This window comes from Mesorhizobium sp. WSM1386, from assembly GCF_055901595.1.
Map to the genome: position 1 here is coordinate 3,219,423 of NZ_CM148373.1, position 14,190 is coordinate 3,233,612.

A 14,190-nucleotide genomic window follows, 5' to 3' on the forward strand; every position below is an offset into this window, starting at 1 on the left:
ATACGCGCCAGCCTGGTGAAATTAGCCGCGCTTACGAGACCTGCTCGATGGCGCCAGTGATGAGCCCGGTGACTTCCTCGGGCGAGCTCGATGCGATTGTCTTGTCGGCGACCTTGCGTCCGCGCCGCATGACGATGACGCGGTCGGCGACGTCGAACACGTCGGGCATGCGGTGGCTGATCAGCACCACCGCGATGCCCTGGTCGCGCAGATGGCGGATCAGGTTGAGCACTTCGGCGACCTGCCTGACCGAGATCGCCGCCGTCGGTTCGTCCATCAGCACGATCTTGGCTTGAGACAGCATGGTGCGGGCAATCGCCACCGCCTGGCGCTGGCCGCCCGACATCTGCTTGACGAGATCGCGCGGGCGGGTCTCGGATTTCAATTCGGCGAAGAGCTGGCCGGCGCGCTTGTACATGGCGGCATAGTCGAGGATGCGGAATGGGCCGACGCCGCGCCGCAGTTCGCGGCCGAGATAGACATTGGCGGCGGCCGTCAGATTGTTGCAGAGCGCAAGGTCCTGGTGGACGATCTCGATGCCGTGCTGGCGGGCTTCCGCCGGCTTGTTCAGGATCAATTCCTTGCCGTCCATGCGCATGATGCCATGGCTCGCGTGGAAATTGCCGGCGATCATCTTGACCAATGTCGACTTGCCCGCGCCATTGTCGCCCATCAGGCCGACGACCTGGCCGGGCTCGATCGACAGCGACACGTCGTTGACCGCCTGGATGGCGCCGAAATGCTTCGAGATATTGGTGAGTTCGAGAACCGCCACCAGCCTATTGCCTCCCATGTTTGCCGCATACCCAAGCTAGGGTGCTGCCTTCACGTCGCGCTCCCAGATCCTCCCGGAACCAGCGATGACCGGCATTTACGCGAATGGCCGCGCGGGCGTCAATTGTCGGATGCACAAGAAAATCCAATTGTCAGACGAATAGTTTCGTGCTGTTTTGAAAAATCAGTTTTGTAGGACAAATTGCAATTGACGTTGGCCGTCCGCCGTTATTAGCTGGGAGCCGGAGGAAGATAGGCTGGTCCCCTTGACGCCATCATTGGCGACGGGAGCGGCTGGAGGTTATTATCGACCGTGCCGGCGAATGCCGGCCCGGTCGCATCTGAAAATGCTTATCGGCCTGGCTTGATGGCACGAGCGCTCGCGCCTTCGTCATCTTGCATCCGGGCTGGTTTGTGTGGCGGGCACGCCGTGCCCGTCTGTTTCCAAGGGAGGACTGACATGAGGAAAACACTTTTGCTCGCCGCCGTCGCCGCCATGGCGTTGGGCGCCGGGCCGGCATTGGCCAAGAAGCAGCTCGTCATCGTGGTGAAAGGTCTCGACAATCCGTTCTTCGAGGCCATCCACCAAGGCTGCGAGAAGTGGAACAAGGAAAACGCCAGCTCGGAATATGAATGCTTCTACACCGGCCCGGCGTCGACTTCCGACGAAGCCGGCGAAGCACAGATCGTCCAGGACATGCTGAGCAAGGCCGACACGGTCGCGATGGCGATCTCGCCGTCCAACGCGCCGCTGATCGCGCAGACGATCAAGTCCGCCAATCCGACGATCCCGATCATGACGGTCGACGCCGACCTCTCCAAGGACGACGCCGCGCTTCGCAAGACCTATCTCGGTACCGACAACTATCTGATGGGCAAGAAGATCGGCGAATACATCAAGAAGGCCAAGCCGAATGGTGGCACGATCTGCACCATCGAGGGCAATCCGGCGGCCGACAACATCCTGCGCCGCGCGCAAGGCATGCGCGACGCACTGACGGGCAAGGAAGGGCTCTCGGCGCTTGCCGGCGAAGGTGGCTGGACCGAAGTCGCAGGCTGCCCGGTGTTCACCAATGACGACGGCGCCAAGGGTGTTCAGGCGATGACCGACATCCTCGCCGCCAACCCCAAGCTCGATGCGTTCGGCATCATGGGCGGCTGGCCGCTGTTCGGCGCGCCGCAGCCCTATCGCGACCTGATCGGCCCGCTCAAGGACCGGCTGGCCAAGAACGACTTCGTCATCGGCGCCGCCGATACGATCGGCGACGAGGTGGCGATCGCCAGAGACGGCCTTGTCACCGCGCTGGTCGGTCAGCGGCCGTTCGAGATGGGCTACAAGGCGCCATCGGTGATGATCGACCTCATCGAGGGCAAGAAGGTCGACGATCCGGTCTTCACCGGCCTCGACGAATGCACCAAGGACACGGTCGACACCTGCATCCAGAAATAGGCTGCAACTTCGGGGCGCCCGGCGACGGGCGCCCCGTTCCATCGAACCTTCAGGAAGACGCGGTGGCCGGGGCGATTGGCTCCAGCTTTGACGCGTCCAGAGTTTGAATTCGGCAACGGGATCGGCGCGCGGATCCGGATCGATCCGGACGACAGTCGGCCGACCTATTGGAACGTGAATGCCGGACGAAAAGGCAAAGAAACAAGCCAGCCGGGCCAAGGTGCAAACCAATCGCGATCCGGCGACGCGCAGAGTGGATGCCGCGCACTTTTCGGGATCCAGCGTCCATGCCTCGCTGGCCAGCGAGATCGGCCTCAGGATCGTGCGCGGCGATTATCCGCCCGGCAGCATCCTGCCCAACGAAGCCAAATGGGCCGAGACCTTCAACGTCAGCCGCTCGGCGGTGCGCGAGGCGATCAAGATGCTGATGGCCAAGAGCCTTTTGGCCTCACGCCCCAAGATCGGCAGCTGGGTCGAGCCGAAGGAGCGCTGGAACCTGCTCGACCGTGACGTGCTTGCCTGGTACGCGACCGCACCCGACCTCGAAGCGTTCCTGCGCACCGTACAGGAGTTTCGTCACATCATCGAACCGGAAGCATCTGCCTTTGCCGCTATAAGGCGCAGCGACGAGCAGATGGCCGAGATCAGCCAGGCCTGCCGCGAGATGGGCGAGGCGGCGAACCTGCCGGAACGCATCCGCGCCGATACACGCTTCCACCTCGCCATCCTGCGCGCCTCGGGCAACGACCTGCTGGTGCCGCTCGGCGTGCTGATCGAGTCCGCGCTCGACCATCTCTTCGTCTTCACCACGCGGCAGGTCGGCGACCAGCCACGAGCGCAGAAATTGCACGAAGCGATCGAGAAAAGCATTCGCCTGCAGCGCCCGGGGGCGGCGCGCAATGCGGTGCACAAGCTGCTTGCCGACACCGATGAAGGGATTGGACGAGGGCGGCGGCGGTAAGGCCCCGCCTAGCTGCTCCAACTCCTTGTTTTGACGCACTTTCCCCAGGAAAGCTGTTCTCTCAAATCGTCTGCTTCTTGCCGTCCTTCATAGGCATCAGGTCGACGCCGTTGACCTTGCCGATATGGGTGGCCAGCATCGGTACGAACTGCTCGGCCGGGCCCGTGGCATGGGCGCCGGCGAAGGAGTTCTTGGTGGCGTTGCCGAGTGGGTTGGCGATGCCGGCGGCACCCGCCATCGATTCCAGATAGGTCAGATCCTTGAAGGCATTGGCGACGGTGAATTTGTGCGCGTCGCGGTCGCCTTCCAGCGTCCAGCGCATGAAGGTCTGGTAGAAGCCGCAATCCATGCGGCCGTTGCGGATGACGCTGTCGAAACGCGGCGGTGAGATGCCGACCTTTTGCGCCAGGGCCAGCGCTTCGGAATAGATCGCGGCATAGCCCAGCGAGATGAAATTGTTGAGCAGTTTCATACGGTGGCCGTCGCCGGTGTCGCCGATGTGGACGATGCGGCCGGCCCAGGTTTCGATCACCGGCTTCACCCTGGCAAAGAGAACGTCGGGCGCGCCGACCATGGCGTCGAGCGTGCCTTCCCAGGCTTCCTTCGGCGTGCGGCTCAGCGGTGCGTCGACATAATCGATGCCCAGCGCCTTGAGTTCGGTCGCCAGTGCCACGGTCGAGACCGGATCGGAGGTCGAGCAATCGACGACGACCGAGCCTTTTCTCAACCCCTCCTTGAGGCCGCCCGGGCCGCGGATGATGGCCTCGACTTCGCGCGAACCGGTGACGCAGATGAAGACGATCGTCGATGCCGCGGCGACATCGCGCGAGGTCGAGGCTTCCTTGGCGCCACGGCCCAGAAGATCTTCCGCCGGTTTGCGGTTCTTGCGGCCGAGGAACGTCAAGGGGTAGCCCTTGTCGACGATGTTCTTGGCGATCCCGTGTCCCATCAGCCCAAGGCCGATGAAGCCGATCGTCTCGCGCGCGACAGTCGTGTTCATGTTATCAGTCCTATCCCAGATTATTGATAATAGCGCCGCCGTTTTAGCCTTACGCGGTTGCAGAAAGCAATATTGTCTGACAATACACGGGAATTCCAGAGCCTGTCATGGAGACCACAATGACGAAGCGGATCATGTTCACCGGCGGCAGCGGCAAGGCTGGGCGTCATGTCGTGCAGTATCTTGTCGAGCAGGGCTGCCAGGTGCTCAACATCGACACCAAGCCGCTCGACAATCCCAAGGTGCGCACGCTGATTACCGACATCACCGACAGCGGGCAGGTGTTCAACGCGCTGTCGAGCTATATGGGCCTGCACGAATTCGACCCGTCGCTGCGCCCGCAGCCGGTGGATGCGGTGGTGCATTTCGCCGCCATCCCGCGCATCATGATCACGCCCGACAATGAGGTGTTCCGCATCAATGCGATGGGCACCTACAATGTCATCGAGGCCGCGGTGAAGCTTGGCATCCGCAAGGTGATCGTCGCATCCAGCGAGACGACCTACGGCCTCGTCTTCGCCAACGAGCCGCGGGACCCCAAATATTTCCCGCTCGACGAGGAGTATGATGTCGATCCGATGGACAGCTACGCCCTGTCCAAGATCGTCAACGAGAAGACGGCGCGGGCCTTCGCACAGCGCAATGGCACCGACATCTACGCCTTGCGCATCGGCAACGTCATCGAACCGCATGAGTATTCGCTGTTCCCGAAATGGTTCGCCGATCCGGGCTTCCGCAAGCGCATCGCCTGGAGCTATGTCGACGCGCGCGATCTCGGCCAGATCACGCTGCGCGCCATCGAGAAGGATGGGCTCGGCTACCAGGTGTTCAACGCCGCCAATGACGACACGTCGTCGGATCTGCCGACGGCGGAGCTTTTGAAGCGTTTCTATCCAGATGTGCCGGTCAAGGCGGAACTCGGCGAATACGAGACGCTGCTATCGAACCGCAAAGCGCGCGACATGCTGGGTTTCCGACCGGAGCATAGCTGGCGCAAATACGTCAAAACCGCCTGAGGCAGGTCGAGGTTCAGGTGATGCCGGCCTGAACCTCAACATATGCAATCGAGCAGCTGAACGGGCTGGGCTGTGCATAGCTGCGGGCTTTACGGCCTAACCGCCCGACAGTGCTTGACAGCTTCCGCAAACCGGCCTTTCTGAAGTGCATGCGGGACGCAAAGCCGAACAAGGAAAGATCGCCGAAAAAGGCTACAGCCGCTGAGCGCCCGGCCGGTGTTCGGCGGTCCGACGCGGCGCGCATTCCCGGCTCCAGCGTGCACACATCACTGGCCAGCGAGATTGGTCTGCGGATCGTGCGCGGCGATTATCCGCCGGGCACCATCCTGCCCAATGAAGCCAAATGGTCGGAGACCTTCAGCGTCAGCCGTTCGGCGGTCCGCGAGGCGATCAAGATGCTGATGGCCAAGAGCCTTTTGGCCTCACGCCCCAAGATCGGCAGCTGGGTCGAGCCCAAGGAGCGCTGGAACCTGCTCGACCGAGACGTGCTCGCCTGGTACGCGACGTCGCCGGACCGCGAGGTGTTCCTGAAGACGGTGCAGGAGTTCCGTCATATCATCGAGCCGGAAGCGACCGCCTTTGCCGCCATGCGGCGGACCGACGAGCAGATGGCCGAGATCAGCCAGGCCTGCCGCGAGATGGGGGAAGCGACGAGCCTGCAGGAGCGCACGCGCGCCGACACGCACTTCCATCTTGCCATCCTGCGCGCCTCGGGCAACGATCTGCTGGTTCCGCTCGGCGTGCTGATCGAATCCGCCTTCGATCATCTCTTCACCTATACGACGCGGGCCGTCGACGATCTCAATCACGCGCAAAAGCTGCATGAGGCGATCGAGAAGAACATCCGCCTGCAGCGGCCGGACGCAGCGCGCAACGCGGTGCGCAAATTGCTGGCCAACACCGACGACGTGATCAAGTCGCGTTAGGGTGTGTTGATATTCAGGTGATGCCGGCCTGCGAACGGCAGTTTTCTGTGCTTCCGGTGCTCACGTACCAAACGTACGCTGCGCGCCGGTTCTCGAAAACCACCATTCTCGGCGCGGCCTGACCTGAATCTCAACACACCCTGGCCGGCGCTAGCCTTCTTTCTCGCGGCCGAAGGCCACCCGCAGTTCGTCCTTGGCGTTCTCGAGCACCTTTTTGCGCGTGGCGGGCAGGTTCTTGCCGGCCCGGTTGATGTAGAAATTCAGCATCGACATGGCGGACTGAAACGGCTCGGCCTTGCGCCTGTGGCTGTGTTCGGCCGATCGCTTGAGCGAGGCAGCGATCTTCTTGGCATCGTCGGATTCGAAGACATGATCCTCGAGATCCATCGCGTTGCTGTGCTCGGTCACCTCGGCCGACCATTTTTGCTTGGCAGCGGTCATGGCTGGGACTCCTTTGCGGGGTTGCTGACCGGAAAACTCCACATATTGGCGTCGGTTCCCGCATTCTTGTCCATTCTGGAGCCACGGATTTGCCTGTCGTGGCGCTGCTGCGGTCCCAGAATGCGCCGATAGTGGGAGCGAACGGCGGCCGATTTTCGAGATCGCCGACAGGAAACGCCTTTTGACCCGAACAGACTTGAGCGGACCGAGCCCCGGCATCGACAGTTCCTACGCCTGGATGCGCCTTGCCATTTCCATGCTGCTGGCCACGATCGGCGCCGTGGGCATGTGGGCCGTCGTCGTGGTGCTGCCCGCCGTGCAGGCCGAGTTCGGCGTCGACCGCGCCGCTGCATCGATGCCCTACACCGCAACCATGGTGGGCTTCGCCGCCGGCAATGTGCTGGTCGGCCGCGCCATCGATCGCATGGGCTACTGGATCCCGGCGCTGATCTCTTCCGTGGCACTATCCGCAGGCCTCCTGCTCGCCGCGCTGTCGACCTCGATCCTGCAATTCACCCTTGCCCAGGGAGTGCTGATCGGTGTCGGCACCTCGGTGATCTTCGGGCCGCTGATCGCCGACATCTCGCACTGGTTCAACCGTAGGCGCGGCGTCGCGGTGACAGCCGCCGCGGCAGGCAATTACCTTGCCGGAGCGATCTGGCCGACCATCATGCCGACAGTGATGAAAGCGGAAGGCTGGCGCTTCACCTATGCAGCCATCGGCATCTTTTGCCTGGTTACGATGGTGCCGCTGGTGTTGATGCTGCGGCGCGGCGCTCCGGAGGCCGCGGCCGCCGGCTCGCCGGGAAGCCGCCCGGTGCAGCCGATGCCAATGTCGCCGGCGGCGTTGCAGGCGCTGCTGGTCGTCGCCGGTCTCGGCTGCTGCGTAGCGATGTCGATGCCGCAAGTGCATATCGTGGCTTATTGCATGGATCTCGGCTACGGGGTGGCGCATGGCGCCGACATGCTGTCGATCATGATGGCGGCGGGAGTCGTCAGCCGGCTTGCCTCGGGCTTTATTGCCGACCGCATCGGCGGCGCGAAAACCTTGCTTATCGGTTCGGTGCTGCAATGCCTGTCGCTGCTGTTTTACATTCCGTTCGACGGGCTGGCCTCGCTTTATGTCGTGTCGCTGGTGTTCGGTCTGTCGCAAGGCGGCATCGTGCCGTGCTACGCGATCATCGTGCGCGAATATTTGCCTGCCAAGGAGGCCGGCCAGCGTATTGGCATCGTCATGATGGCGACGATTTTCGGCATGGCGATCGGCGGATGGATGTCGGGCTGGATTTACGACCTGACTGGTTCCTACGCCGCGGCATTCCTCAACGGCATCGCCTGGAATTTATTGAACATACTGGCCATCGGCCTGTTCATGTGGAAGGCGAGGCATAGGGCCGCCGTTGCTGCCTGAGATAAAGGGCGTGGTGCGGCTGCTAAGCGCCTCGGCTTGACAACGGACAGGCACTGCGCGACGCCAAAGGCCGAAGGGTGCGGCAACGGGCCGGTGACATGTCGACAACTCAGATGATCGTATTGCGGGTCCGCTTCGGCGGACATGCGCATGGGCCATGGCCTTGATCAAGCCGCGCTCGCGCCGAGGCGGCGGCCGCCCGACCATATCCGATGTCGCGCGCAAGGCCGGCGTGGGTGCCATTACCGTGTCGCGCGCGCTGCGCGAGCCGGAGCGCGTCAGCCAGGATTTGCGCCGGCAGATTCAGGCAGCGGTTGATGAACTCGGCTATGTCCCAGACCCCAATGCAAGGGCGCTGGCCTCGGCGCGCGCCGAGGTGTTCGGCGTTCTGGTGCCTTCGCTCACCAACAACGTTTTCGCCGAAGTGGTGCGCGGCATCTATGACAGCCTGTCGGACAGTCCATTCCGCATCCAGCTTGGCAACACGCACTATTCCGGGCTGGAGGAGGAGCGGCTCTTGCAACTGTTCGGCTCGCAGCGGCCTGCAGCGCTGATCGTGGCCGGTATCGACCAGACGCCGAGTTCACGAAGACTGCTGGAGAATGCCGGTTGCCCGGTGGTGCAGGTGATGGAGACCGGCCCCGATCCCGTCGACATGATGGTCGGGTTTTCGCATCTCGACGGCGGCAGAACGGCGACCGAGCACCTGATCGAGATGGGGTATCGTCGTGTCGGCTTCATCGGCGCCCGCATGGATCCGCGCTCGCAGCGCCGCCTTGCCGGCTACCGGATCGCCATGGAAAAAGCCGGCTTGTTCGATCCGCGCCTGATCACCACCACGCCGGTGCCGTCCAGCGTGTCGCTTGGCCGTGAACTGTTCCGGGATGCACTTGCCAAGGTTCCGACGCTCGAGGGCGTGTTCTGCAACAATGACGACATCGCGCTCGGCGTGCTGTTCGAATGCCACCGCGCAGCGATCGACGTTCCAAAGACCATCGGCATCGTCGGCTTCAACGACCTCGACATGATGCAGGTGGCGTTTCCCTCGGTCACCAGCATCCGCACCCATCGCTATGAAATCGGCCGGCGTGCTGTCGCCATGGCGCTGGCAGCGATCGGCGGCGACAGGCCGCAGCAGCGGGTCGTCGATCTCGGCTTCGAGCTCAAGCGCCGCGAGAGCACTGCCCGCTGAGTATCTTAGAGTTCGCTGAAATGAGACTTTACAGCCTTTCTTGGTAGCGCTACCATCCCGCGCTCGCGAAAACTCGCAAGAGGAACAACTCTGTTTATTATCCATAAGCGACAGAATGTTTCTTGTTTATTATGGATAATATGATAGTTTTCGTAGCCGCTTGAGGGAGCGACAAGGGAGAGGATCAGGTCGGCGTTGACCGCCTGAAACAGCGGCGGGCCAAGGCAGGAGGTGCTTGAGCAAGCGCGTCAATTGTACTGCAGCCAAAAGATAAATCAGAACTGCAAATGGGAGGAATATCGATGATCAAGTCACTCGTTGGTGGCATCGTTGCCGCCACTGCATTCGTCATGTTGAGCTCGGCTGCGATGGCCGCGGGGCCTGAGGTCGTCAAGGGACCGGCCGCCGAGCCGGACTGTTTTGCGCCCTGGGCTGCCGATACCCAATTCTTCAAATTCCCCAAGAAGGACGGTCCATACCGCATTGCGCTCGCCAATGGCTATATCGCCAACACCTGGCGCATCCAGATGGTGCAGACCGCCAAGGCCTATGCCGCACAGGCGGATGTCGCCAAGAAGCTGAAGGAGTTCAAGGTCGTCTCGACCGGCGAGGACGTTCCGGCGCAGATCTCCGCGATCAACAACTTCATCGATTCCGGCTTTGATGCGATCGTCGTCAATGCGCAGAATCCGACCGCCTTCGGACCGGTCATCAAGCGTGCCAAGGAAGCCGGCGTGGTGCTGGTCGCCTTCGACAACATCCTCGACACCAAGGACGCCATCAACGTCAATGTCGACCAGAAGGGCCTTGGCGCATTGTGGGGCAAGTGGCTGGTGTCGCACGTGCCGAACGGCGGCAAGGTGCTCGAAGTGCGCGGCGTTGCCGGCACCTCGGTCGATACCGACCGCCATGCCGGTATCCACGAAGTGCTCGACGGTTCCGGCAAGAAGTGGGCCGTCACCGAGGTGGTCGGCAAGTGGGACGACGGCGTGGCCCAGAAAGCGACGGCCGACGCGATTGCCACCAATGGACCTTTCGACGGCATCACCGGGCAGGGCGGCGATACCGGAATCGTGCAGGCGATGATGGACGCCAAGCATCCATTTGTTCCGTTCGGCGGCGAAACGGAGAATGGCTTCCGCAAATTCTGCTCGGCGCATGCGGCGGATGGGCTCAAATGCTCATCGGCCGGCACTGGTCCTGCCCAGGTGGCCGTCGCCATCAAGACGGCGATAGCGGCCCTCGAAGGCAATGTCGTGCCGCAGTCGGTCAAGCTGCCGTTGGCAATCGTCGAGGATCCCAACTTCAAGGCAGGCCAGGACTTCTTCCCCGACCAGTCCGATAATTTCTTCGTCGGCAATTCCTTCCCGACCTGCGGCATCAATTTCACGGCCCAGGAGATCATGGGCCAGACCAAGGAAAACAAATAATCCGACCGGCCGATGCAGCGGGAGAAATCCCGCGGCATCGGCCGCTTGTTCCAATCGCAATTACCCTTGGGGAGGGTTGATGGACGGCGCGGTTCCGCTCTTGCGCGTGGAAGGCATATCCAAGCGCTATGGCGGCGTACGGGCGCTGGAGAAGGCTGATCTGTCGGTTTCCGCCGGCAGCATCCACGCCATCCTCGGTGAAAACGGCGCCGGCAAATCCACATTGATCAAGGTCATGGCCGGTGTCGTGGCGCCCGACGAGGGCCGCATGATGCTGGACGGACGCGAGGTGACCTTCGCGTCGCCGGGTGCGGCGAACAAGGCCGGCATCGTCTGCATCTTCCAGGAATTGTCGCTGATCCCCGAACTCAGCGTCGCCGACAACATCGTCATTTCCGATCCGCCCAAACGCTTCGGCATGATCGACCGCAAGGCGCAGCGCCGCATCGCGGAAGATGCGCTGGCGCGCGCGGGGGCCGCCGATATCCACCCGCTGGCGTTGGTGAAGGATCTGCCGCTGTCGCGCCGGCAGATGGTCGAGATCGCCAAGGCCTTGGCGCGCAAGCCACGCATCCTCATCCTCGACGAGGCGACCTCGGCGCTGACGGCGGCGGATGTCTCCAGGATTTTCGAGGTGCTCAAGCGGCTGCGCTCGGAAGGGCTGGCGCTGCTCTATATCTCGCACCGCATGAACGAGATCGCCGAATTGGCCGACCAGTGCACGGTGTTTCGCAACGGCCGCAATGTCGCCAGCTACAAGGCCGGCTCGAAGAGCGACAATGAGGTGGTCGAACTGATGATCGGCCGCGAATACAGCCATATCTTCCCGCCCAAGCCGGCGGCGGTGCCTGCCACCGCCGCCCCCAGGCTCGAAGCCCGCAAGCTTTCCTGGGCGGACCGGCTGGACAACATCTCGCTGACCGTCAGGGCGGGTGAGGTGGTTGGCCTCGGCGGCCTCGACGGCCAGGGCCAGCGTGAATTGCTGCTCGCCTTCTTCGGCGTGCTGCGCGGGCTGTCCGGTCAAATCCTGATCGACGGCAAACCGGTGGCGATCGCCAGTCCATCGGCCGCCCGCGATGACGGCATCGGCATGGCGCTCATCCCCGAAGACCGCAAGACGGAAGGGCTGATGCTGCCGATGACGGTGCGCGAGAACCTGTCCTTCGCCGCGCTCGACCGTCTGTCCAGGGGCGGCATCATCGACCGCACGGCCGAGCAGCGGCTGATCGACGACATGGTCGGCCTTCTGGCGATCAAGACGGCGGGGCTCGATATTCCGGTCGGCGCGCTGTCGGGCGGCAACCAGCAGAAGGTGGTCATCGCCAAGTGGCTGATGCGCCAGCCGCGCATCATCCTGCTCAACGATCCGACGCGCGGCATCGATGTCGGCACCAAGCAGGAGCTCTATCAGCTGATGCGCAAGCTGGCGGATGCGGGTGCGGCGATCCTGTTCTATTCGACCGACTATGACGAGCTGATCGGCTGCTGCGACCGGGTGCTGGTGCTCTATGATGGGGCGGTCAAGCGCGAGCTGGTCGGCGCCGAGATCACCGAGCGGGCGCTGATATCGAGCGCGCTCAACATTGATGGCAAAGAAAGCCCGGTGGGCCTGGGAGCAAGTGCGTGAAGGATTGGCGCTACTGGCTGGCCGAGCAGCGCGGAACATTGCTGGCGCTCGGCATCTTCATCGTCATGTTCGCCATCTACAGCGCGAACCATCCGGCCGGCTTCAGCGCCAACGTCGTGCAGACGGCGGCGAACAAAGGCGTGCTGCTCGCCTTCGTCGCCATGGCGCAGACACTGGTGGTGATCACCGCCGGCATCGACCTGTCCGTCGGCATGATCTTCCTGCTTACCAATTGTCTTGCCTCCTGGCTGGTGGTGGGCACGCCGATGCAGACGGCGCTCGGCGTCGTCGCCGTGCTGGTGGTCGGGCTGTTGTGCGGCGCCGTCAATGGCGCCATCGTGATCTACGGGCGGCTGCAGCCGATCGTCGCCACCATTGCGACGGGCGCTGTCTACTACGGCATCGGCCTTCTGCTGCGGCCCTTTCCGGGCGGTTCGGTCAATGAGGATCTGGCCGATGCGCTGACCGGCCGCGTTTTCGGCGTGGTGCCGGCGAGCCTTGTCGTGCTGCTGGCCGTCGTGCTGGTGGTCTGGGTGCCGTTCAGCCGCTCGGTGCTCGGCAGGGCGGCTTACGCGGCCGGATCCTCGGAGACGGCCGCCTACATGTCCGGCGTGCCGATAAGGCGCGGCAAGTTCGCTGCCTACGCGCTGGCCGGGCTGCTGGCCGCGATTGGCGGCCTGTTCCTGACCTTCTTCACCTATACGGGCGAGGCGGCCTATGCCAGCGGCAACGCCTACACGCTGTTTTCGATCGCCGCCGTGGTGCTGGGCGGCGTCTCGCTGTTCGGCGGCAAGGGCAGCGCCATCGGCGCGATCTTCGGCGCGCTTGCCTTCCGCACCATTGGCGACCTGTTGTTCGTGTTTGATTTCGATCCGCTCTGGCAGCCCCTGTTTCAGGGGGTTATCCTGCTGGTCGCCGTCAGCCTCGGCGCCTTCGCCCTGTTTCGGGTCCGCAACCGGCTGGAGTGGTTCCTGTGAGCGAGACGACCTTGGGCGGCATTGCCGGCCGCATGCCGAAATTCATCCGCCGCGCCGATCCGGCGGTGCTGACGGCTTTTGCCTGCATCGTGATGCTGCTGTTGCTGGGCAGCCTCTATTCGCGCAGCTTCCTGTCGCCTGAATACCTGCTGCAGCAGCTGAAAGTGGCATCGTTTCTCGGTGTCATCGCCACCGGCATGATGCTGGTCGTCCTGCTCGGCCAGATCGACCTGTCGGTGCCATGGTCGGTGGCGGCAGGCGCGATGATGGCCTGCGCGGCGGCTGCCTACGGTCCGGTCGGCGTGGCGCTGGCCATTCCGTTCGGCATCTTATGCGGCGTGCTGATCGGCGTCGTCAACGGCATTGGCGTCGCCTATCTGCGCATCCCCTCGATGATCATCACGCTTGCCACCAACGCCGTCGCGCAAGGGCTGATGGTGGTCTACACCGGCGGCTTCTCGCCCCAGGATTCGGCCACCGGCGCCATGCGCTACCTGGCCACGGGCTTTGCCATTCCGGCGGTGCCCAATGCGGTGATCATCTGGGCGCTGATCGGCGCCGCGATGGTGTTCGTGCTGACCCGCACCGCCTTTGGCCGCACCGTCTACGGTATCGGCAACCGCGAGCGCGCCGCCTATCTCTCGGGCATCGACACGAGGCGCGTGGTGATGATCGCCTTCGCCGTCTCCGGCGGGCTCTCCGCCTTTGGCGGCGTGCTGCTGGCCGGCTATGCCTCCAAGGCGGCGCAGTCGATGGGCGACGCCTATCTCTTGCCGTCGATCGCAGCCGTGGTGCTCGGCGGCACCTCGATCCTCGGCGGGCGCGGCTCCTATCTCGGCACCGTCGCCGGCGTCATCCTGATCACGCTCCTGCAATCCATCCTGTCGGTCATGCAGATGCCGGAAGCGGGGCGGCAGATCATCTACGGCGTGGTCATCGTCGCCATGCTGTTGCTCTACGGCCGCGCGCCGGCAAGCCGCTGACC

The 14,190-nt window shown here is 63.3% G+C and carries 13 protein-coding genes; 10 read left to right on the forward strand and 3 right to left on the reverse strand.

The annotated features are described in order from the left end of the window. Positions 1 to 31 precede the first annotated feature (31 nt). On the reverse strand, positions 32 to 775 hold the full coding sequence (locus tag AC0NIH_RS15880) for an ATP-binding cassette domain-containing protein (RefSeq protein WP_031258459.1): 744 nt from the start codon (positions 773 to 775) through the stop codon (positions 32 to 34). A gap of 459 nt (positions 776 to 1,234) precedes the next feature. Here AC0NIH_RS15880 and AC0NIH_RS15885 point away from each other — a divergent pair, with 459 nt between their 5' ends. After that, entirely contained in the window at positions 1,235 to 2,224 is a 990-nt protein-coding gene (locus tag AC0NIH_RS15885; protein WP_023779834.1) for a sugar-binding protein, read from the forward strand. Positions 2,225 to 2,402: 178 nt separating this feature from the next. Beyond that, positions 2,403 to 3,185 (forward strand): FadR/GntR family transcriptional regulator, encoded by a 783-nt coding sequence (locus AC0NIH_RS15890; RefSeq protein WP_473465249.1) that lies wholly within the window; start codon positions 2,403 to 2,405, stop codon positions 3,183 to 3,185. A gap of 61 nt (positions 3,186 to 3,246) precedes the next feature. Here AC0NIH_RS15890 and AC0NIH_RS15895 read toward each other — a convergent pair whose 3' ends face one another. Continuing rightward, positions 3,247 to 4,185: an NAD(P)-dependent oxidoreductase gene (locus AC0NIH_RS15895; RefSeq protein WP_473465247.1), complete on the reverse strand. Its 939-nt coding sequence runs from the start codon at positions 4,183 to 4,185 to the stop codon at positions 3,247 to 3,249. Positions 4,186 to 4,304: 119 nt separating this feature from the next. Here AC0NIH_RS15895 and AC0NIH_RS15900 point away from each other — a divergent pair, with 119 nt between their 5' ends. Together AC0NIH_RS15900 and AC0NIH_RS15905 are read left to right on the forward strand one after the other, a co-directional pair. Then, positions 4,305 to 5,201 (forward strand): NAD-dependent epimerase/dehydratase family protein, encoded by an 897-nt coding sequence (locus AC0NIH_RS15900; protein WP_013894569.1) that lies wholly within the window; start codon positions 4,305 to 4,307, stop codon positions 5,199 to 5,201. Between the two features lie 149 nt (positions 5,202 to 5,350). Further along, positions 5,351 to 6,127, forward strand: a complete 777-nt coding sequence (locus AC0NIH_RS15905) for a FadR/GntR family transcriptional regulator (protein WP_473465243.1) — start codon at positions 5,351 to 5,353, stop codon at positions 6,125 to 6,127. Positions 6,128 to 6,277: 150 nt separating this feature from the next. On the opposite strand, the gene AC0NIH_RS15910 is transcribed toward AC0NIH_RS15905, so the two are convergent. Beyond that, the gene (locus AC0NIH_RS15910; protein WP_473465241.1) at positions 6,278 to 6,568 is read right to left on the reverse strand and encodes a DUF3175 domain-containing protein; all 291 of its coding nucleotides are present in this window, start codon (positions 6,566 to 6,568) and stop codon (positions 6,278 to 6,280) included. Positions 6,569 to 6,749: 181 nt separating this feature from the next. Between AC0NIH_RS15910 and AC0NIH_RS15915 the strand changes: the two genes are divergently transcribed. The 6 genes from AC0NIH_RS15915 to AC0NIH_RS15940 all read left to right on the forward strand — a co-directional run bounded on the left by AC0NIH_RS15915 (position 6,750) and on the right by AC0NIH_RS15940 (position 14,188). Continuing rightward, positions 6,750 to 7,979 carry an MFS transporter gene (locus AC0NIH_RS15915; RefSeq protein WP_473465238.1) on the forward strand — a complete coding sequence of 410 codons (1,230 nt, stop codon included), beginning with the start codon at positions 6,750 to 6,752 and terminating at the stop codon, positions 7,977 to 7,979. A gap of 157 nt (positions 7,980 to 8,136) precedes the next feature. Further along, the gene (gene gntR, locus AC0NIH_RS15920) at positions 8,137 to 9,171 is read left to right on the forward strand and encodes an HTH-type transcriptional regulator GntR (RefSeq protein WP_023768263.1); all 1,035 of its coding nucleotides are present in this window, start codon (positions 8,137 to 8,139) and stop codon (positions 9,169 to 9,171) included. 302 nt (positions 9,172 to 9,473) lie between these two features. After that, complete coding sequence (locus AC0NIH_RS15925) at positions 9,474 to 10,601, forward strand: sugar ABC transporter substrate-binding protein (protein ID WP_023768262.1); 1,128 nt, start codon at positions 9,474 to 9,476, stop codon at positions 10,599 to 10,601. A 79-nt stretch (positions 10,602 to 10,680) separates the two neighbouring features. Beyond that, a complete protein-coding gene (locus AC0NIH_RS15930) occupies positions 10,681 to 12,228 on the forward strand; it encodes a sugar ABC transporter ATP-binding protein (protein WP_023768261.1) in 1,548 nt (515 codons plus the stop codon). Beyond that, positions 12,225 to 13,205 carry an ABC transporter permease gene (locus AC0NIH_RS15935; RefSeq protein WP_473465234.1) on the forward strand — a complete coding sequence of 327 codons (981 nt, stop codon included), beginning with the start codon at positions 12,225 to 12,227 and terminating at the stop codon, positions 13,203 to 13,205. Before AC0NIH_RS15930 ends, AC0NIH_RS15935 begins: the two co-directional genes overlap by 4 nt. Further along, a complete protein-coding gene (locus tag AC0NIH_RS15940; protein ID WP_224690540.1) occupies positions 13,202 to 14,188 on the forward strand; it encodes an ABC transporter permease in 987 nt (328 codons plus the stop codon). The genes AC0NIH_RS15935 and AC0NIH_RS15940 overlap by 4 nt, the downstream gene beginning before the upstream one ends. The last annotated feature ends 2 nt before the right edge of the window (positions 14,189 to 14,190 follow it).